Genomic DNA, 26,853 nt, shown 5'->3' on the forward strand with positions numbered 1-26,853 from the left:
CGGGGCCTCCTGCGGGCGCTGCCTCCGCACAGGGCGCAAAAAAAATGCCCTCCGAACTGCTTTTCCGCAGTTCGGAGGGCGTCTCCAGGTGGAGCCTAGGGGAGTCGAACCCCTGACATCTGCCATGCAAAGACAGCGCTCTACCAACTGAGCTAAGGCCCCTGGAAGAAAAGCGTCCAGCCGGAGAAACCCCCTACCGGTGGGCGCCGCAGACCAGAGTACCGGGTCACCCCCCTGATCCCGCAAAAAGATTGGGGGTCCCCGCGCATGACCACGCTCCGTAAGATGCTCGGCGTGGTTCGCGGCAGCGAACCACGGTTTCTGGGGAAGCGATGGGGAGACGCACATGGACGCCGCACAGCAGGAAGCCACCGCGAGAGCGCGGGAACTGCAGCGGAACTGGTACGGAGAGCCGCTGGGGGCGCTCTTCCGCAAGCTCATCGACGATCTTGGGCTGAACCAGGCTCGTCTCGCGGGGGTACTGGGACTGTCGGCGCCGATGCTGTCGCAGCTGATGAGCGGTCAGCGGGCGAAGATCGGCAATCCGGCGGTGGTGCAGCGGGTGCAGCTGCTTCAGGAGCTGGCGGCCCAGGCCGCCGACGGCAGCGTCAGCGCCGCCGAGGCGACCGAGCGCATGGACGAGATCAAGAGGTCGCAGGGAGGCTCGGTGCTCAACAACACCACGCAGACCACCAGCGGTTCGGGGGCACCGACGGTCAAGCGCGTGGTCCGCGAGATCCAGTCGCTGCTGCGCTCGGTCGCCGCCGCCGGCGACATCATCGAGGCCGCCGACACCCTCGCCCCGACCCACCCGGAGCTGGCAGAGTTCCTCCGGGTGTACGGCGCCGGCCGCACCTCCGACGCGGTCGCGCACTACCAGTCCCACCAGAGCTGAGCCGACGGCCCGGAAGACCGAAGGGGGTTCGGCGACCGGGCCGGAGACAGGCAGGAGGGCGTCATCGCCCGTCACGGGGGTCCTGCCGCCCGGAAAGGGACGCACCACGCGTCCAGGGGGTCGAGTCACTCGTCACGGAGGGGGTCCTGTCACTCGTCACGGGGGTAACGAGGGACAGCAGGGGGAAACCGCAGGGGGAGGAGCGACGCACTGCCATGGGTGAGGTCTTCGCCGGACGGTACGAACTCGCCGACCCGATCGGCCGTGGAGGGGTGGGCGCCGTCTGGCGCGCCTGGGACCACCGGCGCCGGCGCTACGTGGCCGCCAAGGTGCTCCAGCAGCGCGACGCCCACGCCCTGCTGCGTTTCGTCCGCGAGCAGGCCCTGCGCATCGACCACCCCCATGTGCTCGCCCCCGCCAGCTGGGCCGCCGACGACGACAAGGTCCTGTTCACCATGGACCTGGTCGGTGGCGGGTCGCTGGTCCACCTCGTCGGCGACTACGGTCCGCTGCCTCCCGCGTTCGTCTGCACGCTCCTCGACCAGCTCCTGTCCGGACTCGCCGCGGTCCACGCGGAGGGCGTCGTGCACCGTGACGTCAAGCCCGCCAACGTGCTCCTGGAGGCCACCGGCACGGCCCGGCCGCGGCTGCGGCTGTCCGACTTCGGCATCGCGATGCGCCTGGGCGAACCCCGCCTGACCGAGACCAACCTCGTCGTGGGTACGCCCGGTTACCTCGCGCCCGAGCAGATGCTGGGCTCCGACCCCGACTTCCCCGCCGATCTGTTCGCCGTCGGCCTGGTGGCGCTCTATCTGCTGGAGGGCGCCAAGCCCGACGCCAAGGCGCTCGTCCATTACTTCGCGGAACACGGCACACCCGGCGCGCCCCAGAGCATCCCGGAGCCGCTGTGGCAGGTGGTGGCCACGCTGCTGCAACCGGATCCGCAGGCCCGCTTCCGTACGGCCACCGGGGTGCGCAAGGCACTGGCGGCAGCCGCGGAGCTGCTGCCCGAGCCCGGCCCGGACGACGAGCAGATCGAGATCTTCGACCAACTCGGGCCCCTGCCGCCGGGGTTCGGCCCCGAGGGCCCTCTGAAGCGCGCCACGGGCATCACCGTGGCGCCGTCGGCCTTCGAGCGGACCTCGCCGCAGCACGGCCCGGGTACGGGGTCCGTGACGTACGGCCGGGACACCGGCTCCAGCACCGGCTCCAGCACCGGCTCCGGCTCCGGCTCCAGCACCGGCTCCAGCACCGGCTCCGGCTCCGGCTCCGGCTCCGGCTCCGGCTCCGGCACGTCCTCCACAGCGAGCGATCCACGTCAACCCGGACGCTCGCCGGCCTCCGTGCCCGCGACCGGTGCTCCCGCCCCCTCCATGTCGGACACCGGCAGCTTCCACCTGCCGCCCCCGCAGCCCACCCAGACGCCCACGCCCACCCCCGCCTCCACTCCGGCTTCCACCCCCGAGCCCCCTCCCGCTCTCCCTCCGCAACCGCACCACGTCACGGGCTCCCCGCACGTCTCCCCCCATGGGTCCCCGTACGACTCCACGTACGCGCTGCACTCGGGCGGCCGACGCACCGGCGCCTCCACCACGGCTTCGTACACGGCTCAGGACCCGCCGCCGCAGGACGTGCCCTCGGGGCCGCGGCATCCGGCGGCGCGGCCGTTCTCGCCGCAGCCGCCCTCGCCGCCCGCTTCCTCCGAGGCTCCCGTTTCCTCCGAGGCTCCCGCTTTCTCCGAGGCTCCCGTTTCCGCCGAGGCTCCCGTTTCCGCCGAGGCTCTCGCTTCCGTCGAGGCCCCTGTCTCCCCCGCTGCCCCCGCTGCCCCCGCTGCCCCCGGAAGGACAGCGGGGACCCGCCGGGGGCACCGCCGTGCCCGTGCGCCGCGTCGGCCCGGCCCGCCCGCGAAGGTGGCGCTGCCGCTGCTGCTGCTCGCGCTGGCCTGTTACGCCGTGGGGTTCTGGGCGTTGGCGCGGATCTGAGCGGAGGTCCGGCGCCGGGCCGTGACCGTCCACACGCCGAGCACCAGCAGCAGCGCGCTGCCGGTGCCGATACCGCCCACCGCGACCGCCCTCATGGCGGTGCCACCGCCCTCGCCCGCGGCCACGGTGCCGCCCGGCGCGCGGGCCGGTTCCCGCGCACCGGCGTCGAAGACGTCACGCGGCACCGGCTGCCCGGCGTACCCCGGCCCGGACCGGCCTGCCGCTCCGTCGACGCGGACGCGCAGCCTCAGGCCGTACGGCCCGTCACCGAAACGCTCGGCGACCTGCGCCGACAGATGCAGTACGAGGTAGTAGGAGCCGGCGAACCGCAGGCTGTCGGCGGGGTCGGTGGGGGCGTACCGGTTGGCGTAGCGGACCGGCGGCACGGGGGCGAGGGAGGTCGACGTCTGTCTGCCGCCGTAGCCGGCGCTCGTGTGCACGACCTCGGCGCGCACCGGGTTGTAGAGCGTCATGTCGAGCGCGGGCACCACGAACCCGGTGTCCTGGTCGGCGCTGTCCAGGTCGACGGTGGCGTACACCTGCTGCCCCCAGCCGACGGGCACCTTGTAGAAGAGGGTCTGGCCGGGGGTGAGGTCGTCGCTCCAGACGCCCTGTGACAGCGGGGTCGCCCCGGCGAAGCCCGATCCGCCCCGGCGGGCCACCGGCTCGGCGGTGAGCGGGGCGGGGGTGGCGGAGTTCCACGTCTCGGGCACGCCCGTGGCGCCCGCCTTCTCCAGGGGCGGCTCGGAGACGGGCACCAGCTCCAGGTCCCAGGGCCGGTCGGACTCGGTGCCGGTGCCGGTGCCGGTGCGCTCGACGACGACGTAGTAGGTGCCCGCTTCCTGGCACAGGCCCAGGCCCGGCTGGATCTCTCGGGCGGCCCAGGCGGTGATCGGTTGCGGGTTGCCGGAGGCGCCGGTGATCACGGAGTCGTAGGAGCAGCCGACGCTGTCGGCGTTCTGCACGGAGACGCTGATCCCGTCGCCGCTCGCCGGCGCGGCGCCGGGGCGGGGGACGGCCGTGACGGAGACGTAGGTGTTCGAGGTGGCGTCGAGTTCGAGGCGGTAGTAGGCCTTGCCACGGCCCGTGAGGGAGCTCCGGTAGGTGGTACCGGGATACAGACGTACGGCGTCGCCGGTGCCCTTCGCGGCCTCGGCGCTCCGGGCGTCGTCGTCGAAGCCGTAGCCGTAGCCGTAGCCGTCTGCGGAGTCGGGGGCGTCTGCGGAGTCGGGGTCGTCGTCACGGTCGTAGGGGTAGGAGAGGACGGTCGCCACGGCAGCGGTCCCGGGGAGCAGCACCGACGTCACGAAGGTCACTGCCGTCACCGCGGTCACAGCGGCCATGCGCGCCATGACCCTCACAGCGGCGGTCACCCCGGTCCTCGCGGCGACTCGCCTCCGGGCGGTCCGCCGCTCCGCACGCCGGCCCATCCGCACGCCCCCTCGCCCTCGCCGGCACCGGATCCGCCCGGACCCGGCCGTGGGCCATCCTGCCCCGTCGGCCCGGGCGCCACCCGCGCATTCCGTACGGGCGTCCGAAACGTTCACCCCTGTACGGGGTCGGGGTCCCGTACAACACGAAACCCCGACCGCTGAGGCGGCCGGGGTCTGCTCAGTTCTCGGTGTCGGTGTTCACGAACCCGTGGGCACGGAGTCGGTCGCCTCCGTCCACAGATCCTGCTCGGCGCGATCCGCCTGGATCTGGCGGTACACGAGGAGCCCGCCGATGGCGGCCAGTGCGACCAGGAGAAGCTTCTTCACCGCGCGACCTCGTCTTTCGTTGACGTTGGGGACCTCTGGCGCCCGACTATACACACCGACCGATATCGATCGGTGACCTGCGTCGGCCCCTCAACTACCGCCCGCGGCGGCGCAGTAGCCGAGACCGGAGAGACCGGATCGCCCCATCGGACCGGAGGGTGATCACTTCTCCACGGAGGGTGATTTCGCCCCACCTGCGCACACCTCCAATACTTTTCTTCCCTTATGCGGCCATCCGAGTGGTGTTCATCCGAACATCGCGGCGGCGCGAGCGTTGCTCCACCACTTCGCAGCCCTCATACACATCATGAGGAAAGTACGCAAATCGCTCGACCCGAAAGTGAGGGACATGACCGAGAACCGGGTCATGAAGCTGTGGACCGCCATCGTCACCGCCTTCTTCGCCGTGTGCGCCGCGCTCGGATTCATCACGACGACCGCCACGACGGCGGTTGCACAGACCGAGCCGGCGCGCAACAGCGACAACGGAGGGCGCACCGTCCACCCAGCCGTGCCGGCGGTGTCCCCCTGGGCCTGGCTCCACGCACGGTCACTGCCCCCCACGATGAAACAGCGCATCCGCGCCGAGGCCCACGGCAAGTCACCCAGCTGCCGCACGCGGCCCCTCCCGGAGGCGGACCCGGCCGAACCGGCCACCGAGCCGGCCACCGAACCTGCCGCCGGCCCGGAAGCCGCCCCGGGCACCGGCCCGGGCGAGCCGGCCGAGCCCTTCACGACGTCCTGCGAGCCCGAGGCCCTCCCGCGCGGGCCCAAGGCGCCGATCCCGCTCCAGCGCTGAGGACACGGCACCCCCACCGACACGATGTAACGGCGACTTGCGTACAGCGTTACAGCGCGCACGAAGCAGGCCCGGCGGCTCCCACGAGCCACCGGGCCTCCGCCGTGCCCGCCGGACGTCGGGCGGGACCCTCGCACGGCGGCCGGTCGCGTCGGCACGCCTCGGTCAGCCCGGGCGGCACAGGTCAGCGCACGTTTTTCTCCAGCAGGGCGACATACCGGTCGATGAAGTGGTCGCGGATGCCGTCGCCGGCCGGCGCGAACGGATCCGCGGTGGCGCCCCGCACCTTGTCGGCGAGCAGGCCGACAGCGGGGATGCGGTCGTGCAGCCTGCCGTCGGCGTCGAAGTAGCGGAGGGCCTCGACGTGGCGGAACGGCGTCGGCGGGACCTGGGGCACGATGTCGTTGTTGTTGACGAACCGGAACGTGCGTCCCTTGAGCGCGGTGTCGTAGGCGGTGGCCAGGGCGGCGTCGCAGGTACGCGGCTGGCCGTAGGTGTAGACGCCGTGCGGGGTCAGGTTGGGCGCCTCGAAGTACATGCGCGCGCCGGACAGCATCGCCAGGGCTCCGCCGAGACTGTGCCCGGTGAACCACACCGACTGGCCGTTGTCCTTGAACTCCGCGACCGTCTCGCGGATCTGCGGGTGCACGACGTCGAGCGCACGGTGAAATCCGATGTGCACGTAGCCCTTACCGTCCGGTCCGGGGACCGGCGGGGTGGCGGTGTCGGTGAGCCAGTCGCGGATCTGCTCCGGCTCGGTGCCGCGGAACGCGACGAGGACCATGTGCTCGCTGGCGGCGACGTAGGCCTGGGTGTCCTCGATCGGGAAGGGCATGGTGTGGGGGGCCGAGAAGTGGCGGAACCGGTCGAACTTCCAGTCGCGGGCGAGCTGTTCGGCCTTCTCCGGGGGCTGGTACGCGGCACGGGCGGCGTGCGCGAGCCAGTAGGCGTGCGTCGGCGAGTAGCCGGAGGCGGAGTGGTCCAGGGGCGCTACGGACACGGGCGTCTTCCTTTCGACGGCGTGGGGGAGGGGAGAGGAACGGTCCGTGATGCTGGCAGGGCCGCGCGTGCCGGTCCGTGCGCGACATCCGGCCCCACGGGCGGCGCGCGAAGCAGATCAGGGGCGCACGGATCCGCGTACGGGCACACATACGATCCCCGTACGGGCCGACGACGCGCCCGTCCACCGCGAACCCCGTAACCCCCCGCCCCCATCACCCCTTCTGACGGTCCATAGGCTGGTAGACCATGACGGAGTCGTCCGTGACCACGCTCCCGGAAAGGTGGTGAGTGCGGTGATTGCTGCCGTGAGCCGGCGCATCGTCGTCGTCACCGCGGTGCACGCCCCGTCCGCCCCGTACCTGCCGGAGGCCCACGCGTCGCTGTGCGACCAGGAACTGCCCGACGGCTGGGAGTGGCACTGGGTGGTCCAGGAGGACGGCGCCACGGACGAGGTCGCCCCGCACCTGCCGGTGGACGACCCGCGCGTGACCTTCCGTCAGGGGCGCCGGGGCGGACCGGGTGTCGCCCGCACCGTCGCGCTCGCCCACGCCGAGGGCGAGTACGTGAAGGTCCTGGACGCCGACGACCGGCTCGCCCCGGGCGCCCTGGCCCGCGACCTGGCCGCCCTCGAAAGCGACCCGGCGATCGGATGGGCGACGTCGTGCGCCTTGGACCTGCTGCCGGACGGCACGACGGCCGGCTTCCCGGACGATCCGCCCGACGGGCCGATCGAGCGGGGGGAGGTGCTCGCCCACTGGACGGCGAACGGCTACCGGACGCAGGTGCATCCGGCGACCCTGTGCGTACGGCGTGATCTGCTGCTCGCGCTGGGCGGCTGGATGGCGCTGCCGGCGTCGGAGGACACCGGGCTGCTGCTGGCGCTCGACGCGGTGAGCCGTGGGTGGTTCTCGGCGGAGGTGGGGCTCCTGTACCGGAAGTGGGACGGCCAGGCCACGGGGCAGGCATCACACGTCGATCCGGCCGAACGGGCGGCCCGCATGGCCGTCGTGGCGGCCCGGGCCCGGGCGCTGGCGTCCCTGCGGTGGCGCGGCCCCTGAGGGCTCCCCCTACGCGAACCAAGAGACCTACCGGCGTGACGGCCCCCGCACGGCTCCCTCAACCGACCGCGCCCCTACGGCGACCCGACGGCGCCCCGACGGCGACCCACCGGCTCCACACGCCGCACCCCACACGCCGCACCGTTCGGCACCGGTCCCTCCCCTCGTGCGGACCGCTGCCGAACGGTGCGGGTGACGTCGGCCCGCGCCGTGGAGGCGTGGACCGAGGTAAGCCGGGAACCCGTGGCCCGGGTGGGGCAGCAGTCCGGTCGGGGAACTGCTTATCGGGTCCCCGCGCGCTCAGGCGACGGGGGTCGCGACCGTATGGGAACTCTGGCGAAAATTGGCCGGGAACATGCGGCGCCCCGAGCCGCCCGCGACCGCTGAGCTGGTGGCCTGTGCGGGCGTCGTCCGGTTGATGCGCCGCTACGACGCGATCCTGCCATTTTCGGCCCGCGCGGAGGGAGGCTCCGGCGTCCGGTCCCCGGCTTAACCGCAGGTCAGCCATATAAAGTGAGTTTTCCGGACCGGATGCCGACTGCGGGGGGAGTAAGGGGTGGAGACTTGGGTTCCGGCTCAGGGGCGCGCACGGCCTTCGCGGAACGTCTCGCGCTGCTGTACAGGGAGGCCGGCAACCCGCCGCTCAAGCGCGTGTCCGAAGCGGTCGCCCGCCTTCAGCGGGTCGATGAACGCGGGCGGCCCGTACGGGTGTCCGCCCAGCGGATCAGCGACTGGCGGCGGGCCCGTAACGTGCCCGCACAGTTCGCCGCCCTGGCGGCGGTCCTGCATGTGCTCATCCCCGAGGCGCGCCGCCTGCGTCCCGTCCCGGTGTCCACGGGACTCTACGACCTGACCCAGTGGCAGCGCCTGTGGGAACGCGCGGTGGCCGACCCGGTCGTCGACGGTCCCGAGACGGCCGAGGAGGAGCAGCCCCCGGGCGACCCCCCGCCCGTCCCCGGCGGTGTCTGCCCGTACCGGGGGCTGGCCTCGTACCGCCAGGAGGACGCCCGCTGGTTCTTCGGCCGGGAACGGAGCACGGAGGCCCTGGTCGCCCAACTCCGCGCGGCCGAGGAGACCGGTGGCCTCGTGATGCTCGTGGGCGCCTCGGGGGCGGGCAAGTCCTCCCTGCTGAGCGCCGGCCTGGTGCCCGCGCTGCGCGACGGCGCGCCGGGCGACGAGGACAACCGGAGCAGAAAGGTCCTCCACCTCGTACCGGGCGCCGATCCCCTCGCGGAGCTGACCCGCTCCCTCCCGGAACTCACCCGGGCCCTCCCCGACCTCACCCAGCCCCCTCCCCACCCGGCCCGGACCGGCCCGCCCGCGCGGGACACACCGGTGCCGGCGGCGAACGGACCCGGCACCCCGCACTTCGCCCGGACGGTACGGGCCGCCGTCACGGCCTGGGCGACGACGACACCCAGCGGCCCCACGCCGTCCGAACCCTCGCCATCCGTCCGCACACCGCCCGCCCCCACGCCGCCCGCCCCCACACCGTCCGTCCGCACACCGCCCGCCCCCGCGCCGTCCGAGCCCACACCATCCGTCCGCACACCGCCCGCCCCCACGCCGTCCGAGCCCACACCATCCGTCCGCACACCGCCCGCCCCCACGCCGGCCTCTCCCCCTCCCCCCACCCCGTCCCCCACCCCGTCCCCCCGCCCGGTCCTCATCGTCGACCAGTTCGAGGAGACCTTCACCCTCTGCCCCGACGAGACGGCCCGGCGGACCTTCATCCAGTTCCTCCACGCCGCCTGCACCCCCGACGCACTGGGCGAACGGGCCCCCGTCCTCGTCATCCTCGGCATCCGCGCCGACTTCTACGAGCAGTGCCTGGGCTATCCCGAACTGGCCGACGCCCTCCAGCACCGGCACATGGTGCTCGGCCCGCTGACCACCGCGGAGCTGCGCGAGGCGGTCACCGGTCCCGCCAAAGCCGTGGGACTGGAACTCGAGCCCGGCCTCGCCGAGCTGATCGTCCGTGAGGTCAGCGCCGACGGTCCGCGCGGCGCGCACGACGCGGGCGTGCTGCCGCTCCTCTCCCACGCCCTGCTCGCCACCTGGCAGCGGCGGAAGGCGGGCCGGCTGACGCTGGCGGGCTACCGCGCGGCCGGCGGCATCCAGGGAGCGGTGGCGGCGACCGCCGAACGCGCGTGGTCCGGACTCGACCCGGCGGCCCGCACGGCGGCGCGGCTGCTCCTGCTCCGGCTGGTCCGGCTGAGCGAGGACACCCAGGCCACCCGCCGGCGCGGGACCCGGCGCCAGCTGGCGGCCGAGTCGACGGACCCCGGCAAGACCGAGGAGTCCCTGGAGGCGCTGGTGCGGGCCCGGCTGGTGACGCTCGACGCGGAGACCGTGGAGATCACCCACGAGGCGCTGCTGCACGCCTGGCCGCGACTGCGCGACTGGATCGACGAGGACCGCAACGGAAACCTGCTGCGCCAGCGCCTGGAGGAGGACGGCAGGGCCTGGGAGGAGTCCCGGCGCGACGCGTCGCTGCTCTACCGGGGTTCCCGTCTGGAACAGGCCCGTGCGTGGGCCCGGTCCGCCGGCGACACCTACCTGACCCGCGGCGCGGTGGAGTTCCTGGCTGCCTCGGTCAGGCTGCGCAGACGGATCGTCCTGCTCAGCCGTGCCGCGGTGTCGACCCTGGTCGTCCTCGCGATCCTGGCCGTCGGCGCGGCGGTCGTCGCCTGGCAACAGCGCAACGACGCCGTGTTCGAGCAGGTCGTCGCCGAGGCCGACCGCGTCCAGTACACGGACCCGTCGCTGTCCGCGCAGCTCGACCTGGTCGCGCACCGCCTGCGACCGGACGACAAGGGCACCGTCAACCGGCTGATCTCCATCGTCAACGCCCCGCTGGCCACCCCCCTCCTCGGCCACACCGGCGCCGTCTACCTCACCTCGTTCAGCCCGGACGGACGGCTCCTGGCGACCGCCAGCTACGACCGGACCGTACGGCTGTGGGACGTACACGACCCCGAACGCCCCGCACCGCTCGGCAAGCCCCTCACCGGTCACACGAGTTGGGTGAGCAGCGCCGTCTTCAGCCCGGACGGCCACACCCTCGCCAGCGCCGGCGACGACGGCACGATCCGGCTGTGGGACGTCACCGACCCCCGCCGTCCGAAGCCGCTCGGCGCTCCCCTGACCGGCCACGAGGGCACGATCTACCTGCTCGCCTTCAGCCCCGACGGGCGGACCCTGGCCTCCGCCGGCGAGGACCGCACCGTACGGCTGTGGAACATGGCCGACCCGGCACGGCCGAAGGCGCTGGGCGCGCTGACCGGCCACACCGCCGCGGTGCGATCGGTGGCGTTCAGTCCCGACGGACGGACGCTGGCCTCCGGCGGTGACGACGACACGGTCCGGCTGTGGGACGTGGCCGAGCCGGACCGGCCCGCGGCGCTCAGTAAGCTGACCGGCCACACGGACCTCGTGCACTCCGTGGCGTTCAGCCCCGACGGGCGCGTCCTCGCCAGCGGCGGCGCGGACGACACCATCCGCCTCTGGGACGTCTCCGTCCCCCGCCGTGCCGGCCAGCTCGGGCCGCCGCTCACCGGGCACACGGCGCCGATCTGGTCGGTGGCGTTCAACCCCGCCGGCACCATGCTCGCGGCGGCCAGCGCCGACAGCACGGCCAGCCTGTGGAACGTCAGCGACCCGGCGTACCCGTCCCAGGTCGGTGAACCCCTGGCCGGGAGCAGCGGCGAGATGTACGCCCTGGGCTTCAGCCCCGACGGCCGGACCCTCGCCACCGGGAGCGGCGACAGCAAGATCCGCCTGTGGTCGATCCCGACGTCCGACATGATCGGCCGCAGCGGGGCGTTCCGCCCGGACGGGCGGGTGCTCGCCACGGCCGCGCGCGACGGCAGCGTCCGGCTGTGGAACGTGGAGAGACCGGACCGGCCCGTCCTGCTCAACGAGCCCTTCCTGCCCGGCAACGGCGGCCAGCGCTCACTGCTCTTCTCCCCCGACGGCCGCACCTTAGCCGTACTCACCGGCAGCCGCTCGGTGTACCTGTGGAACGTCACCGACCCGGCCCGGCCGGTCTCCTACGGCGCTCCCCTCACCCTGCGCACCCGCTTCATGGGCCCCGAGGCACTGGCGTTCAGCCCCGACGGCCGCACCCTCGCCACCGCCTACGACGACCGCACCCTCCAGCTCTGGAACATCACCGACCCGTCCCGCCCCACCCCCTACGGCACCCCCCTCACCGGCCACAAGGGCTACGTCAACGCCCTCACGTTCAGCCCGGACGGCCGGACCCTGGCGAGCGCCAGCGCGGACGGCACGATCCGCCTGTGGGACGTGACCGACCCCCGCCGCGCCGCTCTCCTCGGCACGCCCCTCGCCGGGCACCACGGCCCGGTCAACACCCTCGCGTACAGCCCCGACGGCCACACGCTGGCCAGCGGCAGCGACGACGACACGGTCCGCCTGTGGGACGTCACCGACCCCCGCCGGGCCTCCCGGCTGGAAGCTCCCCTCACCGGGCACACGGAAGCGGTCGTGTCCCTGACCTTCAGCCCGGACGGCCACACCCTGGCGAGCGGCGGCAACGACAACACCGTCCGCCTCTGGAACGTCGCCGCCCCCTCCGCGGCGGCCCCCATCGGCCAGTCCATGAGCCCCAACGCCAAGACGGGCAACTTCCTCGCCTTCAGCCCCCAGAGCCCCATGCTCGGCGTCTCGAGCGGCACGGACACCGTGCGTCTGTGGAACCTCGACGTCGACGACGCCATCCGCCACATCTGCGCGACCACCCGCGGCGTCCTGACCAAGGACAAGTGGCAGGAGTACCTCCCCCGCCTCTCCTACGAACCTCCCTGCGACGACTCCTGACAGCAAAGTGATACCCGTCACAACGCCTGGCCTTAGAAGAGAGTTCCTCCCCCTGGGCAACCACCCTTGTTAGCCTTGGCCATAGCCCGGTCGCTGGTGCATCCCCCGTCGCCAGCGACCGGGCCTTCGCATGCCCGGAACCCGACCGCCTCCGCGCACCGACACCCACCCACGCCAGGCCGTTGGTGTCAGCCGCAGACGCAGAAGACCCCCAACCGTGATCGGTTGGGGGTCTTCTCGCTGGTGGGGCTAACAGGATTTGAACCTGTGGCCTCATCCTTATCAGGGATGCGCTCTAACCAACTGAGCTATAGCCCCGCCGCGCTCTGCGGTGGGTGTCCCGCGCGCTGACTCCTGAAGATTAGCGCACGACCGGGGCAGTCCCAAAATCGGTGGTCGGGGCAGGTCACTCGTCCTCGGCCAGCGTCAGCTCGACGCCGCCCACGAAGCCCGCGGCGAGGTTGTAGATGAAGGCGCCGAGGGTCGCGAGGGCCGTCGCGAGGACGACGTCGATGACCGCGATGATCGACGTGAACATCAGGACGTGGGGAAGCGAGAGGAACGCCTGGAGATCGAAGCCGTTCGACTCGTTGGAACCGGTCGCCTGGGCGATCGTGCCCCCGACCGTCGAGAAGACGCCCATCGCGTCCATGACCATCCACAGGACGGCGGCCGCGACGATGGTGCAGATGCCGAGCGCGATGGAGAGCAGGAAGCTCACCTTCATGACCGACCAGGGGTCGGCCTTGGCCACCCGCAGCCGGGCCTTGCGGACCCGGGGCGTGGTGCGGGCGCCGGTGCGCGGACGGCGTACCGCGCCGGCCGGGGCCGGCGTCTGGTAGGCCTGCGGTGGGTGGTACGGCCCGGTGGGCTGCTTCTGCTGCCGCTCACCGGGCAACGGGGAGGCCCCCTTCTGGGTCTGCGGGCCTCGGGTGTCCGTCACGGTTCCCCCCTGGGATCCCTGGGATGACTGCGCTCCCTGTCCGTCGGACGAGGGCGAGTCGGCCGGGGACGCCTTGACCGGCTTCAGCTGGGTGGTGTGCGTGTCCGCCCCCCGCCCGTCGGCGCCCCGCGCATCGGTGGGATGCGCGTCCCCCGCCGGCGCGGCGGAGCCACGGCCGCCGTCGTCCGTCGCCTTGTCGGCAGACGTTCCGGTGGAAGGGCCCTCAGAGGTGCCGGCCGGCGTACCGACCGAACCGGCGCCCGTGGCTCCGCTCACGATGACTCACTCCTCGTGCTACTCGGACGAGGGCGCCTCACCCTCGTCCGTGCCGCTGGTCGCGGCGTCCTCGGCGGTCTCGTCGACGACGATGTCGCCGTCGACCTCCTCCGCCTCGCGCCCCGCCTCGGCGTTACGTGCGATGCCGACGACGGCATCGCGCTTGCCCAGGTTGATCAGTTGGACGCCCATGGTGTCACGGCCCGTCTCCCTGACCTCGTTGACTCGCGTACGAATCACACCGCCACCGAGCGTGATGGCGAGGATCTCGTCGGTCTCCTCGACCACCAGCGCGCCGACGAGCGAACCGCGGTCCTCGACGATCTTGGCAGCCTTGATGCCGAGGCCGCCGCGACCCTGGACGCGGTACTCGTCGACGGCGGTCCGCTTCGCGTACCCGCCGTCCGTGGCAGTGAACACGAACGTACCGGGTCGAACAACATTCATCGAGAGCAGCTCGTCGCCCTCACGGAAGCTCATGCCCTTGACGCCCGAGGTGGCACGGCCCATCGGACGCAGGGTGTCGTCCGTCGCGGTGAACCTGATCGACTGCGCCTTCCTGCTGATCAGAAGCAGGTCGTCGTCGGCGGAGACGAGTTCGGCGCCGATCAGCTCGTCGTCGGAGCCGTCCTCCCGCTCCCGCAGGTTGATCGCGATCACGCCGCCGGAGCGGGGCGAATCGTAATCCTTCAGCGGCGTCTTCTTGACCAGGCCCGCCTTGGTGGCGAGGACCAGGTACGGCGCGGCCTCGTAGTCGCGGATGGCGAGGATCTCGGCGATCGCCTCGTCCGGCTGGAACGCCAGCAGGTTCGCGACGTGCTGGCCCCGCGCGTCCCGGCCGGCGTCGGGCAGCTCGTAGGCCTTGGCGCGGTAGACGCGGCCCTTGTTGGTGAAGAACAGCAGCCAGTGGTGCGTGGTCGACACGAAGAAGTGGTCGACGATGTCGTCTTCCTTGAGCTTCGTGCCGCGGACGCCCTTGCCGCCGCGCTTCTGGGCGCGGTAGTCGTCCGTCTTGGTGCGCTTGACGTAGCCGCCGCGCGAGACGGTGACGACGATGTCCTCCTCGGCGATCAGGTCCTCGATGGACATGTCACCGTCGTAGGGCACCAGCTTGGTCTTGCGGTCGTCGCCGTACTTCTCGACGATCGCCGCCAGCTCCTCGCTGACGATGCCGCGCTGGCGGACCGGGGAGGCGAGGATCTCGTTGTACTCGTTGATCTTCGCCTGGAGTTCGTCGTGCTCCTGGACGATCTTCCGGCGTTCCAGGGCGGCCAGCCGGCGCAGCTGCATCTCGAGGATGGCGTTGGCCTGGATCTCGTCGATCTCCAGGAGGTCCATCAGGCCCGTACGGGCGATTTCGACGGTGTCGCTGCGCCGGATCAGCGCGATGACCTCGTCGATGGCGTCCAGGGCCTTCAGCAGGCCGCGCAGGATGTGGGCGCGCTCCTCCGCCTTGCGCAGGCGGAAACGCGTCCGGCGGACGATGACCTCGATCTGGTGCGTCACCCAGTGGCGGATGAACGCGTCCAGCGAGAGCGTCCGCGGCACACCGTCGACCAGCGCCAGCATGTTGGCACCGAAGTTGGTCTGCAGGTCGGTGTGCTTGTAGAGGTTGTTCAGGACGACCTTGGCGACGGCGTCCCGCTTGAGCACGATCACCAGGCGCTGGCCGGTGCGCGACGAGGTCTCGTCGCGCACGTCGGCGATGCCGCCGATCTTGCCGTCCTTGACCAGGTCGGCGATCTTCTGCGCGAGGTTGTCGGGGTTGACCTGGTAGGGCAGCTCCGTGACCACCAGGCACTGGCGGTTCTGGATCTCCTCGACCTCGACGACCGCGCGCATGGTGATCGAGCCGCGGCCCGTGCGGTAGGCCTCCTCGATGCCCTTGCGGCCCACCACCAGGGCGCCGGTCGGGAAGTCGGGGCCCTTGATGCGCTCGATCAGCGCGTCCAGCAGCTCCTCGTGGGAGGCCTCGGGGTTCTCCAGGTACCACTGGGCGCCGGCCGCGACCTCGCGCAGGTTGTGCGAGGGGATGTTGGTCGCCATGCCGACCGCGATGCCCGCCGAGCCGTTGATCAGCAGGTTCGGGAAGCGGGCGGGCAGGACGGTCGGCTCCTGGGAGCGGCCGTCGTAGTTGTCCGTGAAGTCGACGGTCTCCTCGTCGATGTCGCGGACCATCTCCATCGACAGCGGCGCCATCTTGCACTCGGTGTACCGCATGGCCGCCGCCGGGTCGTTGCCCGGAGAACCGAAGTTGCCGTTCGAGTCGACGAGCGGCATACGCATCGACCACGGCTGCGCGAGGCGGACCAGCGCGTCGTAGATCGAGGAGTCGCCGTGCGGGTGGTAATTGCCCATGACGTCGCCGACGACACGGGCGCACTTGTAGAAGCCGCGCTCGGGGCGGTAGCCGCCGTCGTACATGGCGTACAGGACGCGGCGGTGGACGGGCTTGAGCCCGTCCCGGACGTCCGGCAGCGCGCGCGAGACGATGACGGACATCGCGTAGTCGAGGTACGAGCGCTGCATCTCCGTCTCAAGCCCGACAGGCTCGATACGCATGGCGATGTCGCCGCCCTCTTCAGGGGTGACGGGAGTGTTCTCGTCGGTCATTGCTGGTGATGATCCTTCCTGGTCCGGTCAGCTGAGACCGACTCAGATGTCGAGGAAGCGGACGTCCTTGGCGTTGCGCTGGATGAAGGCACGGCGCGCTTCGACGTCCTCGCCCATGAGGACCGAGAACAGGTCGTCGGCCTGGGCGGCGTCGTCGAGGGTGACCTGGCCGAGGACGCGGTGCTCCTGGTCCATCGTCGTGACGCGCAGTTCCTCGGCGTTCATCTCGCCGAGGCCCTTGAAGCGCTGGATCGAGTCCTCACGCACCCGCTTGCCGCGCTGGCGGCCCATCTCGATCAGCGCGTCGCGCTCGCGGTCGGAGTACGCGTACTCGATGTCGTCCCGGCCCCACTTGATCTTGTAGAGCGGGGGGCGGGAAAGGTACACGTGCCCGGCCTCGACCAACGGCCGCATGAAGCGGAACAGGAAGGTCAGCAGCAGGGTGCTGATGTGCTGGCCGTCGACGTCGGCGTCCGCCATGAGGATGATCTTGTGATAGCGGAGTTTCTCGATGTCGAAGTCCTCGTGCACACCGGTGCCGAAGGCGGAGATCAGCGCCTGGATCTCCTGGTTCTGCAGGATCTTGTCGATCCTGGCCTTCTCGACGTTGAGGATCTTGCCGCGGATCGGGAGGATCGCCTGGTACTGCGGGTTACGGCCGGACTTGGCCGAGCCGCCGGCGGAGTCACCCTCGACGATGAAGATCTCGCACTTGGTGGGATCGTTCGACTGGCAGTCGGACAGCTTGCCCGGCAGGGAGGCCGACTCCAGCAGGCCCTTGCGGCGGGTGAGGTCGCGGGCCTTGCGGGCCGCCACGCGCGCGGTGGCCGCCTGGATGCCCTTGCGGATGATGTCCGCCGCCTCGTTCGGGTTGCGGTCCAGCCAGTCGTTGAGGTGCTCGTAGACCGCCTTCTGGACGAAGGTCTTGGCCTCGGTGTTGCCCAGCTTGGTCTTGGTCTGCCCCTCGAACTGGGGTTCGCTCAGCTTGACCGAGATGATCGCGGTCAGGCCCTCGCGGATGTCGTCGCCCGTGAGGTTGTCGTCCTTCTCCCGCAGCAGCTTCTTGTCGCGCGCGTACTTGTTGATCAGGTTCGTCAGCGCCGCGCGGAAGCCCTCTTCGTGCGTACCGCCCTCGTGCGTGTGGATGATGTTGGCGAAGGAGTAGACGCCCTCGGTGTAGCCGCCGTTCCACTGCATCGCGACCTCGAGGGACAGGCTCCGGTCCTTGTCCTCGGCCTCCAGGTCGATGACGGAGGGGTGGACCGCCTCTCCCTTGCGGGAGTTGAGGTACTTCACGAAGTCGACGATGCCGCCCTCGTAGTGGTACGTGACGGTCTTGACCTCGTCCTTCTCGTCCGCACCGGCCTCGTCGGCCCCCGTGACCGCCTTCGCCGACTCGCGCTCGTCAGTGAGTTTGATCGTCAAACCCTTGTTGAGGAACGCCATCTCCTGGAAGCGCCGCGAGAGCGTCTCGAAGGAGTAGTCGGTGGTCTCGAAGATGTCGCCGTCGGCCCAGAAGGTGACCGAGGTGCCGGTCTCGTCCGTGGCCTCGTGCCGGGCGAGCGGGGCCGTCGGCACGCCCATCTTGTAGTCCTGCGTCCAGCGGTGACCGTCGGTCCTCACCTCGACGGAGACCTTGCTGGACAGGGCGTTCACGACCGAGACGCCGACGCCGTGCAGACCGCCGGAGACCGCGTAGCCGCCGCCGCCGAACTTGCCGCCCGCGTGCAGCACGGTGAGCACGACCTCGACGGCCGGCTTGCCCTCGGAGGGGACGATGCCCACCGGGATGCCACGGCCGTTGTCGACGACCCGGACGCCGCCATCGGCGAGGATCGTCACGTCGATGGTGTCCGCGTGACCGGCCAGCGCCTCGTCGACGGAGTTGTCGACGACCTCGTACACGAGGTGGTGCAGACCGCGCTCACCGGTGGAGCCGATGTACATACCGGGTCGCTTGCGGACCGCGTCCAGACCCTCGAGGACGGTGATGGCGCTGGCGTCGTACGAGGCCGTGACCTCGCCGTTCGAGGTCACGGCCTCGGCGTTGGCGCCGGCGTCGGTGGACGGGATGTTCTCGTTGGGGTTGCCGGAATCGGCCACGAAGCGCCCTTTCTGGCACAGCACGAGCCGGGCTCGTCGGCGGGTTGCCGGAGCGGCTGCGGCATGTTGCGTTGGTAAGCCTTGATCAGCGTTGCTCAGCGTCTCCCGGGCGGTCCCCACGTTCGGGGCGGGATTCGCTTCCAGTCTACCGGTAGCGCCGACAGTGATGGGGGTTTGCCGGTACCTGAGTCCGCATGTGCCGCCCTCAATCGGTCTCGCCCGACTCCCGATATACGGATGGGGGCTCCAAGAGGCTCACGGAGGCACTCAGCGCTTCCGGGCGTCAACCCTTGGCTACCGCACAGTCACGTCCGTAATCGCAACCGCGTGCGAGCCGTGCGCGCCCGGACGCAACGGCGGCCGGGGCGGTCCGCACGGACCGCCCCGGCCGGGAAAGAAGTGAGGTACGTCACCCGTAGGTGTCGCCGGGACCCGTACTGCCCGGGGCCCGCAGCGGACCGTACCGACGGGCGGGGCCGCCGGGGCCCTGCACCCTGATCTGCCGCACCCTGCCGTGCCCCAGGTCCTCGTTGAGGCGCGCGACGAGCGTCGGGGCGAGCAGCCGCAGGTTCGTCGCCCACGCCGTGGAGTCGCACCGCACGACCAGGACGCGCTCGTCCTCGTCGTACCGCTCCGGCACACAGTGGTTGGCCACGTCCTCGCCGACGATCTGCGGCCAGCGGCCCATCACGCCGCCCACCGCGGCCGGCGCCTCCCAGCCGCGTTCGGTGAGCAGCCGGTTGATCGCGGCGCCGAGCGCCATCGGATCGCGGCCGTCCGCCCGCGCGCCGGAGCGCAGGCCGCCCCCGCGCCGCGCCTGTTTCTTCTGCTGCGCCGCGTCTCCCCGCGCGCGTGCCTGCTCGCGCGCCGCCCGGAGCGCCACCCGCGCCAGGTCGACCCCGGAGGGCTGCGGGGCCTTCTGCGGTTCCTCGTCGCTCATACGCGTTCCACCGTCCCGTTCGACACGGCGTACCGGGCCCCCGTGAGGACGTGCGGCACGTCGTCGTCGACGGCGGCCGTCACGAGGACCTGCTCACCGGGCGCGACGAGTTCCGCCAGCCGCTCCCGGCGGCGGGCGTCCAGCTCGGCGAAGACGTCGTCGAGCACCAGCACCGGCTCGTTGCCCTCCGCGCGCAGCAGGTCGTAGGAGGCCAGCCGCAGCGCGAGCGCGTAGGACCACGACTCCCCGTGGGAGGCGTACCCCTTGGCCGGCAGCTCACCGAGCTTCAGGACCAGGTCGTCCCGGTGCGGACCCACGAGGGTGACGCCCCGTTCGATCTCCTGCTTGCGCACGTCGGCGAGGGCGGCCATCAACTGTTCGTAGAGGTGCTCGCGAGTGTGCGCCTCGCCCGGCGCCGACGGCCGGTACTCCAGGGTGACCGGTCCGCCGCCCGGGGCCAGCTGCTCGTAGGCCTTGTCGGCGAGCGGCTGGACCGCGGCCACCAGATCGAGCCGCTGGGCGAGCAGCTCGGCGCCCACGCGCGCGAGGTGCTGGTCCCACACGTCGAGCGTGGACAGGTCCATGGTGCGGCCGCCGTGGCGGCGGGCCAGCGCGGCCGACTTCAGCAGGGTGTTGCGCTGTTTCAGCACGCGCTCGTAGTCGGAGCGCACGCCCGCCATCCGCGGGGAACGGGCGGTGATCAGCTCGTCGAGGAAGCGGCGCCGCTCACCGGGGTCGCCCTTCACCAGCGCGAGATCCTCGGGCGCGAACAGCACGGTCCGTACGATGCCCAGCACGTCACGGGGCTTGACCTGCGAGGACCGGTTGATGCGGGCGCGGTTGGCCCGGCCCGGGTTCAGCTCCAGCTCGACCAGTTGCTGCCGCTCGCCCTGGCGCACCTGCGCCCGGATGACGGCGCGGTCGGCGCCCATGCGCACCAGGGGCGCGTCGGAGGCGACGCGGTGGCTGCCGAGGGTGGCGAGGTAGCCGACCGCCTCGACGAGGTTCGTCTTGCCCTGCCCGTTGGGGCCGACGAACGCCGTGACGCCCGGGTCGAGCGGGACCTCGACCCGGGCGTAGGAGCGGAAGTCGGCCAGCGACAGATGCGTGACGTGCATGGTCGTTCGCCGACCTCCCCGGGGGTTGTGGACCGCCGGGCGGCCCTGTGGACTACTTCTTCTCGACCGCGTGGCCGCCGAACTGGTTGCGCAGCGCGGCGATCATCTTCATCTGCGGCGAGTCCTCCTGGCGGGACGCGAACCGCGCGAACAGCGAGGCCGTGATCGCCGGGAGCGGCACGGCGTTGTCGATGGCGGCCTCGACGGTCCAGCGGCCCTCGCCGGAGTCCTGGGCGAAGCCGCGGAGCTTGTCCAGGTGCTCGTCCTCGTCGAGGGCGTTGACCGCCAGGTCCAGCAGCCAGGAACGGATGACCGTGCCCTCCTGCCAGGAGCGGAACACCTCGCGCACGTCGGTGACCGAGTCGACCTTCTCCAGCAGCTCCCAGCCCTCGGCGTAGGCCTGCATCATGGCGTACTCGATGCCGTTGTGGACCATCTTCGCGAAGTGGCCCGCGCCGACCTTGCCGGCGTGCACGGAGCCGAAGTCGCCCTCGGGCTTGAGCGCGTCGAAGACCGGCTGCACCTTGGCGACGTTCTCGGCGTCACCGCCGTACATCAGGGCGTAGCCGTTCTCCAGGCCCCAGACGCCGCCGGAGACTCCGCAGTCGACGAAGCCGATGCCCTTGGCGGCCAGCTCCTCGGCGTGCTTCTCGTCGTCGGTCCAGCGGGAGTTGCCGCCGTCCACGACGATGTCACCGGGCTCCAGCAGCTCGGCGAGCTCGTCGACGGTCGACTGGGTGGCGGGGCCGGCCGGGACCATCACCCAGACCACGCGCGGGCCCTCGAGCTTGCCCACAAGCTCTTGCAGGCTGTGGACATCGGCGAGGTCCGGATTGCGGTCGTATCCGATGACGGTGTGGCCTGCGCGGCGAATCCGCTCGCGCATGTTGCCGCCCATCTTGCCGAGGCCGACGAGACCGAGCTCCATCAGTTGTTCCTTAGGTCGCTGTGTGGCGTGTGAGGCACCTTCGTACCCCTGTCCGAGCCTAAACCCGGACCGTCACGCACACCTGTGGGCATACGCGCTCAGACGTACGGTCCCACCTGCGGCTTCTCCCACGGTCCGGCCGGTTGTCCACCGGGCTGTGGACAACCGGCCGGACCCGGGGATCCGGTCTCAGCCGCTCAGGCGCACCGGCATGATCAGGTACTTGTAGGCCTCGTCCGCCTCGGCGTCCACGGCCGGCTTGCCGCTGAGCAGCGCGGGCTTGGTGGACGTCGTGAAGGAGAGCTGGGCCACCGGGGAGTCGATGGCGCTCAGGCCGTCCAGCAGGAAGGTCGGGTTGAAGGCGATCGAGATGTCGTCGCCCTCCAGCTGGGCGTCGACCCTTTCCACAGCCTGTGCGTCGTCGCTGGAGCCGGCCTCCAGGATGAGCACGCCCTGCTCGAAGCTGAGCCGCACCGGGGTGTTGCGCTCGGCGACCAGGGCCACGCGCTTGACGGCCTCCACGAAGGGCGCGGTCTCGATGACGGCGATGCTGTTGAACTCGGTCGGGAACAGCGTGCGGTACTTCGGGAGGTCGCCCTCCAGCAGCCGGGTCGTCGTCCGGCGGCCGGCGCCCTCGAAACCGATCAGGCCCTCGCCCGAGCCGGAGCCGGACAGCGCCAGCGTGACGCTGTCGCCGCTGGTCAGCGCCTTTGCGGTGTCCAGGAGCGTCTTGGCGGGCACCAGGGCGACCGCGGAGGCGTCCGGGTTCTCCGGCTTCCACAGGAACTCGCGGACCGCGAAGCGGTAGCGGTCGGTGGAGGCCAGCGTGACGGTGTCGCCCTCGATCTCGATGCGCACACCGGTCAGGACGGGCAGCGTGTCGTCACGGCCCGCGGCGATGGCGACCTGGGCGGCCGCCGAGGCGAAGACCTCACCGGGGACCGTGCCCGTGGCGTTCGGCATCTGCGGCAGCGACGGGTACTCCTCCACAGGCAGTGTGTGGAGGGTGAAGCGGGAGGTGCCGCAGACCACCGTCGCCCGTACACCGTCTGTGGAGATCTCCACCGGGCGGTTGGGGAGGGCGCGGCAGATGTCGGCCAGCAGCCGGCCGGAGACGAGGACCGTGCCCTCCTCCTCGACCTCCGCTTCCACCGACACGCGTGCGGAGACCTCGTAGTCGAAGCTGGAGAGGCTGAGGGCACCGTCGTCGGCCTTCAGCAGGAGGCCGGCGAGGACAGGCGCCGGCGGACGGGCCGGGAGGCTGCGCGCCGCCCAGGCCACTGCCTCCGCGAGTACGTCGCGTTCCACCCGGATCTTCACTCTTGCCGCCTCCTGCTGTTGCCGGCGCTTCTCGCCCTGCCTGGCTTCGTCGTCTGTCTCGGTGTCGTCGGCCCCTGTGAGGGGAAGGACCACCTGGGACCAGTCTGACGCACCGCACTGACAGTAGGTGCCCGTCGGGGTCAAGTCGTGACGAGGGACAGCCGGAGGCCCGGGAGCGAGTTGTGCACAGGACCCGCTTCGAAACGGATGCCGAGCTCTCTCTAGTCGGGAGTAGTAGTAGGGCCTGTGGATACCGTGGATAACCTCGTCTTCGCAGCTCAGAGGCGAGATTTTGTCCACGGACCCTGTGGGTGGGGGCGGTGGACAACCGGGGTCATCTGTGGAGAACGGAAAGTTCTGCACACCCCGTACACAGGCAGAGGGGACTTCTCCCCAGACGCGTCCCCAGGTTTACCCGTCTTTCCCACAGCCCAACCCGGCAGCTTTGTGTGACGCCTTTCACTCGAGACGGTGAGGAGGCCTCTGAGCTTGCCGAACAGTGGACAGAGGTGTGGAGAAGCAGGCGATCGCTGGGGACAACCGGCTCGAGCCTGTGGGTTGCCGGTGGACAACTTCGTGCACAGGGTGTGGATCCTCGCTCTGTCCACAGCCTGTGGAAATGTTTCATCCACGAATCCACAACCGGATGACCTGGTCCGATGTTCCTTCAACAGGGTCGCCTGTGGACGGGATCTGGACAACTCCGCAGTCCCCAGCCTGTGGAGGGGAAAAAGTCGCCGAATCTGTGGAGGGTGGCCGTAACCCGGCAGGTAATCGAACAGCGGGTGGCCTCCGGGAGCGGCGTGCTTCTCCGGAGCACGGCCCGGCAAGCGTCCCCAGGCACCCCGCCGACGCCCATCCCACGACACGGGCGCCCGCCGGGGCACGGTCCCGGGGGCGGACCCGGAGGGCGTGCGGTGTCACTGCCGAGGCAGGGCGGGGCGGAGGGCGTGCCGGATTCGCTGCCGAGGCACGGGGACGGGGCAGCGGGGCGGGGGGCTCCCCGGAAGCGCTCCTGGGGATGACGAAGGGCGCCCCGGGATCACTCCCGAGACGCCCTCGACGGGTCTCTGCGGCCCGTTCAGCCGGCCTTGATGCGGTTGGTCAGCTCGGTCACCTGGTTGTAGATGGAGCGCCGCTCGGCCATCAGATTGCGGATCTTGCGGTCGGCGTGCATCACCGTCGTGTGGTCGCGGCCGCCGAACAGCGCGCCGATCTTCGGCAGCGACAGATCGGTCAGCTCGCGGCACAGGTACATGGCGATCTGCCGGGCGGTCACCAGGGCACGGCCCCGCGAGGTGCCGCACAGGTCCTCGACGGTCAGCCCGAAGTAGTCCGCCGTGGCGCTCATGATGGCCGTCGAGGTGATCTCGGGGGACGAGTCCTCGCCCCCGGGCATCAGGTCCTTCAGGACGATCTCGGTCAGCCCCAGGTCCACCGGCTGCCGGTTGAGCGAGGCGAACGCCGTCACCCGGATCAGCGCGCCCTCCAGCTCGCGGATGTTGCGCGAGATCCGCGAGGCGATGAACTCCAGCACCTCCGGCGGGGCGTTCAGCTGCTCCTGCACCGCCTTCTTGCGGAGGATCGCGATACGCGTCTCCAGCTCCGGCGGCTGCACATCGGTGATCAGGCCCCACTCGAAACGGTTCCGCAGCCGGTCCTCCAGCGTCACCAGCTGCTTGGGCGGCCGGTCACTGGAGAGCACGATCTGCTTGTTGGCGTTGTGGAGGGTGTTGAAGGTGTGGAAGAACTCCTCCTGCGTCGACTCCTTGTCCGCGAGGAACTGGATGTCGTCGACGAGCAGGATGTCCATCTCGCGGTAGCGCTTGCGGAAACTGTCGCCCTTGCCGTCGCGGATGGAGTTGATGAACTCGTTGGTGAACTCCTCCGAGCTCACGTAGCGCACGCGCGTGCCCGGGTAGAGGCTGCGCGCGTAGTGGCCGATCGCGTGCAGGAGGTGCGTCTTGCCGAGGCCCGACTCCCCGTAGATGAACAGGGGGTTGTACGCCTTCGCGGGAGCCTCGGCGACGGCGACCGCGGCCGCGTGCGCGAAGCGGTTCGACGCGCCGATGACGAACGTGTCGAAGAGGTACTTCGGGTTCAGCCGGGCCGTCGGCTCACCGGGGCCGCCGGCCGCCGCGGGCTGTGCGCCCGTCGGGCCGGGCCCGCCGGCACCCGGCTGCCCGGGGCCGGGCTGGCCCCCGCGGTGCGGGTGCCCGCCGGCCGACGGATCGGGCAGCTCACGCCGGACCGGGTCCCGCTGGTCGTAGTCGGGACGCGAGGACTCGTACTCGGAGCGCTGCTGCTCGTACGGGGACGGCTCGTAGGACGGGCGGTCCATCGGCTGGGGGCGGTAGTCCTGCGGGGGAGACCCGTAGGAGTCCTGACCGGACGGGCCGCCGTAGGCGTCCTGCGACCGGGAGGCGTAGGGGTCGCGCTCGGGGAAGCCGAGCCGCTGCTGCTGCCAGCCGTAGTCGTCCTGGCCGGGGCGCGGCCAGGCGCCGGGCTCCGGCCGCTGGTACTCCGAGGGGTACGCCGGCCGGGCGGTCGGCAGCTGGTCCTGGCGGGGTCCCTTGTCCCCGGAGGGCGTCGGCGGCTGGTCGCCGCGGTGCCGGCCGTATCCCTCGTACGGGCTGTCGTAGGGCGGCCGGTCGTAGGAGCCCTCGTAGGGGCCGGAGGGCCGTTCGGGCTCCTCGTAGCGCGGCGGGACGGGGGGCGCGGGCGGCGTCGGCGGCTCGCCCGCGGAGTCGTCGACGGTGATCGCGATACGGATCGGGCGGCCGCACTCACGGCTCAGGGTCTCGCTGACGATCGGGGCCAGACGGCCCTCCAGCACGCCCTTCGCGAATTCGTTCGGTACGGCGAGCAGGGCGGTGTCGGCGACCAGCGCCAGCGGCTGGCAGCGCCGGATCCAGTGCTCGTCCTTCGCCTCGACGCCCTGGCCGCGCCCCTCCCCGAGCAGCTGCTCCAGTACGCGTGGCCACACTGCGGCAAGATCGGCAGGTACGTCAGCCACAGGGCACGCTCTCTCACAGGTCCCACGAACGTGTGACGGTGGGACGGTTCGGTTTCACATCGGGGCGGGTCAGGGACAAGGGAACGAATCGGAGTCCAGCCACGGTAGTCAGCGCGGCGGGTACGGTTCAAGTTGTTGTCCCCAGGCTGTGGATAGTGTCTCCCGGTGACCGTCGGTTTGACCGGATGGCGTAGCCGCGCGTACCGTAACCAGGTCGAGTTGTCGATGGCTGCTGCCGCCTGCCTCCGATGGGCACAGATCGCGTAAAGGTGATCGGGAAGCGGTGCACTCGGGCGCTGAACGCGAGCTACTCGTGGGCGCACGGTGACAGCCAGGACGGCACCCCGCCACTACCGATTGATTTCTGGAGCCCCCGAGTGAGCAAGCGCACCTTCCAGCCGAACAACCGTCGTCGCGCGAAGACCCACGGCTTCCGGCTGCGTATGCGCACCCGTGCCGGCCGCGCGATCCTCGCGTCCCGCCGTAGCAAGGGTCGCGCCCGTCTGTCCGCCTGATCCCGGTCAGGTCATGCCGTCGTGCTGCCCACCGAGAACCGGCTGAGGCGGCGCGAGGACTTCGCGACCGCGGTACGACGGGGCCGTCGGGCCGGACGCCCGACTCTCGTCGTCCATCTTCGTAGCGGTGCCACGGACCCGCACGCGCCTGGGGAGAGCGCTCCCCCGACGCGTGCGGGTTTCGTCGTGAGCAAGGCTGTGGGAGGAGCGGTCGTCCGCAACGCGGTGAAGCGCAGACTCCGCCATCTGATGCGCGACCGAGTCGCCCTCTTGCCCCCCGGTAGCCTGGTAGTCGTACGGGCGCTGCCCGGGGCGGGTGACGCCGACCACGCACAGCTGGCCCAAGACCTCGATGCCGCCCTTCAACGGCTACTGGGAGGGGGCGCGCGATGAAGTACCCGCTGCTGGCCCTGATCAAGCTCTACCAGTGGACGATCAGTCCGCTGCTCGGGCCGGTGTGCAAGTACTACCCGTCGTGCTCCCACTACGGCTACACGGCCATCGACCGGCACGGCGCGATCAAGGGAACAGCCCTCACCGCCTGGCGCATCCTGCGGTGCAACCCCTGGTCGCTGGGAGGCGTGGATCACGTCCCGCCGCGCAAGCGCCCGCGGTGGCACGAGGCGCTGCGCGATGCCTGGCGCGCACGCAAGGGCGGGCCCTCCGCCGCCGAAACGGCCACCGAGGAGAATCGCTCTTCGAGCCCGGCCGCAGAGACCCCGTCCCATGCCCAAGGAGCATGA

Annotated in this window: 19 protein-coding genes and 2 tRNA genes; 8 read left to right on the forward strand and 13 right to left on the reverse strand. The window is 71.2% G+C overall.

Annotation, left to right across the window (positions count from 1 at the left end; all coding sequences use genetic code 11):
* Positions 1–89: 89 nt before the first annotated feature.
* Positions 90–162, reverse strand: a tRNA-Ala gene (locus tag ACIP67_RS15910).
* A gap of 184 nt (positions 163–346) precedes the next feature.
* On the opposite strand from ACIP67_RS15910, the gene ACIP67_RS15915 reads away from it, so the two are divergent.
* Positions 347–895, forward strand: a complete 549-nt coding sequence (locus ACIP67_RS15915) for a helix-turn-helix domain-containing protein (RefSeq protein ID WP_389519035.1) — start codon at positions 347–349, stop codon at positions 893–895.
* Between the two features lie 215 nt (positions 896–1,110).
* A complete protein-coding gene (locus ACIP67_RS15920; RefSeq protein WP_401692222.1) occupies positions 1,111–2,877 on the forward strand; it encodes a serine/threonine-protein kinase in 1,767 nt (588 codons plus the stop codon).
* Here ACIP67_RS15920 and ACIP67_RS15925 read toward each other — a convergent pair.
* Together ACIP67_RS15925 and ACIP67_RS15930 are read right to left on the reverse strand one after the other, a co-directional pair.
* Positions 2,841–4,220, reverse strand: coding sequence for a hypothetical protein (locus tag ACIP67_RS15925; protein ID WP_401692224.1), 1,380 nt, complete (start codon positions 4,218–4,220; stop codon positions 2,841–2,843). The two genes, ACIP67_RS15920 and ACIP67_RS15925, sit on opposite strands and share 37 nt — an antisense overlap.
* Before the next feature lie 288 nt (positions 4,221–4,508).
* On the reverse strand, positions 4,509–4,637 hold the full coding sequence (locus ACIP67_RS15930; RefSeq protein ID WP_003999697.1) for a DLW-39 family protein: 129 nt from the start codon (positions 4,635–4,637) through the stop codon (positions 4,509–4,511).
* A 349-nt stretch (positions 4,638–4,986) separates the two neighbouring features.
* Between ACIP67_RS15930 and ACIP67_RS15935 the strand changes: the two genes are divergently transcribed.
* Positions 4,987–5,436 carry a DUF6344 domain-containing protein gene (locus ACIP67_RS15935; protein ID WP_401692226.1) on the forward strand — a complete coding sequence of 150 codons (450 nt, stop codon included), beginning with the start codon at positions 4,987–4,989 and terminating at the stop codon, positions 5,434–5,436.
* A 184-nt stretch (positions 5,437–5,620) separates the two neighbouring features.
* On the opposite strand, the gene ACIP67_RS15940 is transcribed toward ACIP67_RS15935, so the two are convergent.
* Positions 5,621–6,436 carry a lipase family protein gene (locus ACIP67_RS15940; RefSeq protein WP_401692228.1) on the reverse strand — a complete coding sequence of 272 codons (816 nt, stop codon included), beginning with the start codon at positions 6,434–6,436 and terminating at the stop codon, positions 5,621–5,623.
* Positions 6,437–6,731: 295 nt separating this feature from the next.
* Here ACIP67_RS15940 and ACIP67_RS15945 point away from each other — a divergent pair, with 295 nt between their 5' ends.
* Together ACIP67_RS15945 and ACIP67_RS15950 are read left to right on the forward strand one after the other, a co-directional pair.
* Positions 6,732–7,496 (forward strand): glycosyltransferase family 2 protein, encoded by a 765-nt coding sequence (locus tag ACIP67_RS15945; protein WP_401692230.1) that lies wholly within the window; start codon positions 6,732–6,734, stop codon positions 7,494–7,496.
* Between the two features lie 531 nt (positions 7,497–8,027).
* Entirely contained in the window at positions 8,028–12,338 is a 4,311-nt protein-coding gene (locus ACIP67_RS15950; protein ID WP_401692232.1) for a hypothetical protein, read from the forward strand.
* A gap of 241 nt (positions 12,339–12,579) precedes the next feature.
* On the opposite strand, the gene ACIP67_RS15955 is transcribed toward ACIP67_RS15950, so the two are convergent.
* From ACIP67_RS15955 to dnaA, 9 genes are all read right to left on the reverse strand, one after another.
* A tRNA-Ile gene (locus ACIP67_RS15955) sits at positions 12,580–12,656 on the reverse strand.
* A gap of 88 nt (positions 12,657–12,744) precedes the next feature.
* On the reverse strand, positions 12,745–13,557 hold the full coding sequence (locus ACIP67_RS15960) for a DUF3566 domain-containing protein (protein ID WP_401692234.1): 813 nt from the start codon (positions 13,555–13,557) through the stop codon (positions 12,745–12,747).
* Positions 13,558–13,575: 18 nt separating this feature from the next.
* Entirely contained in the window at positions 13,576–16,170 is a 2,595-nt protein-coding gene (gene gyrA, locus ACIP67_RS15965; RefSeq protein WP_401692236.1) for a DNA gyrase subunit A, read from the reverse strand.
* A 42-nt stretch (positions 16,171–16,212) separates the two neighbouring features.
* Positions 16,213–18,273: a DNA topoisomerase (ATP-hydrolyzing) subunit B gene (gene gyrB, locus ACIP67_RS15970; RefSeq protein WP_401692238.1), complete on the reverse strand. Its 2,061-nt coding sequence runs from the start codon at positions 18,271–18,273 to the stop codon at positions 16,213–16,215.
* Between the two features lie 409 nt (positions 18,274–18,682).
* On the reverse strand, positions 18,683–19,213 hold the full coding sequence (locus ACIP67_RS15975) for a DUF721 domain-containing protein (protein ID WP_401692240.1): 531 nt from the start codon (positions 19,211–19,213) through the stop codon (positions 18,683–18,685).
* Positions 19,210–20,331: a DNA replication/repair protein RecF gene (gene recF / locus ACIP67_RS15980; RefSeq protein ID WP_401692242.1), complete on the reverse strand. Its 1,122-nt coding sequence runs from the start codon at positions 20,329–20,331 to the stop codon at positions 19,210–19,212. The genes ACIP67_RS15975 and recF overlap by 4 nt, the downstream gene beginning before the upstream one ends.
* A gap of 52 nt (positions 20,332–20,383) precedes the next feature.
* Entirely contained in the window at positions 20,384–21,259 is an 876-nt protein-coding gene (gene gnd / locus ACIP67_RS15985) for a phosphogluconate dehydrogenase (NAD(+)-dependent, decarboxylating) (protein ID WP_401692244.1), read from the reverse strand.
* Between the two features lie 189 nt (positions 21,260–21,448).
* Positions 21,449–22,579: a DNA polymerase III subunit beta gene (gene dnaN / locus ACIP67_RS15990; protein ID WP_401692509.1), complete on the reverse strand. Its 1,131-nt coding sequence runs from the start codon at positions 22,577–22,579 to the stop codon at positions 21,449–21,451.
* Positions 22,580–23,660: 1,081 nt separating this feature from the next.
* Positions 23,661–25,595, reverse strand: coding sequence for a chromosomal replication initiator protein DnaA (dnaA, locus tag ACIP67_RS15995; RefSeq protein ID WP_401692246.1), 1,935 nt, complete (start codon positions 25,593–25,595; stop codon positions 23,661–23,663).
* Positions 25,596–25,972: 377 nt separating this feature from the next.
* Here dnaA and rpmH point away from each other — a divergent pair, with 377 nt between their 5' ends.
* The 3 genes from rpmH to yidD are packed head-to-tail and all read left to right on the forward strand — an operon-like array spanning position 25,973 to position 26,853.
* Positions 25,973–26,110 carry a 50S ribosomal protein L34 gene (gene rpmH, locus ACIP67_RS16000; protein ID WP_003956500.1) on the forward strand — a complete coding sequence of 46 codons (138 nt, stop codon included), beginning with the start codon at positions 25,973–25,975 and terminating at the stop codon, positions 26,108–26,110.
* A gap of 21 nt (positions 26,111–26,131) precedes the next feature.
* Positions 26,132–26,503 (forward strand): ribonuclease P protein component, encoded by a 372-nt coding sequence (gene rnpA / locus ACIP67_RS16005; protein WP_389519005.1) that lies wholly within the window; start codon positions 26,132–26,134, stop codon positions 26,501–26,503.
* Positions 26,500–26,853 (forward strand): membrane protein insertion efficiency factor YidD, encoded by a 354-nt coding sequence (gene yidD / locus ACIP67_RS16010; protein ID WP_401692248.1) that lies wholly within the window; start codon positions 26,500–26,502, stop codon positions 26,851–26,853. Before rnpA ends, yidD begins: the two co-directional genes overlap by 4 nt.

The organism is Streptomyces sp. NPDC088812, from assembly GCF_044750285.1.
Taxonomy (GTDB): Bacteria; Actinomycetota; Actinomycetes; order Streptomycetales; family Streptomycetaceae; genus Streptomyces.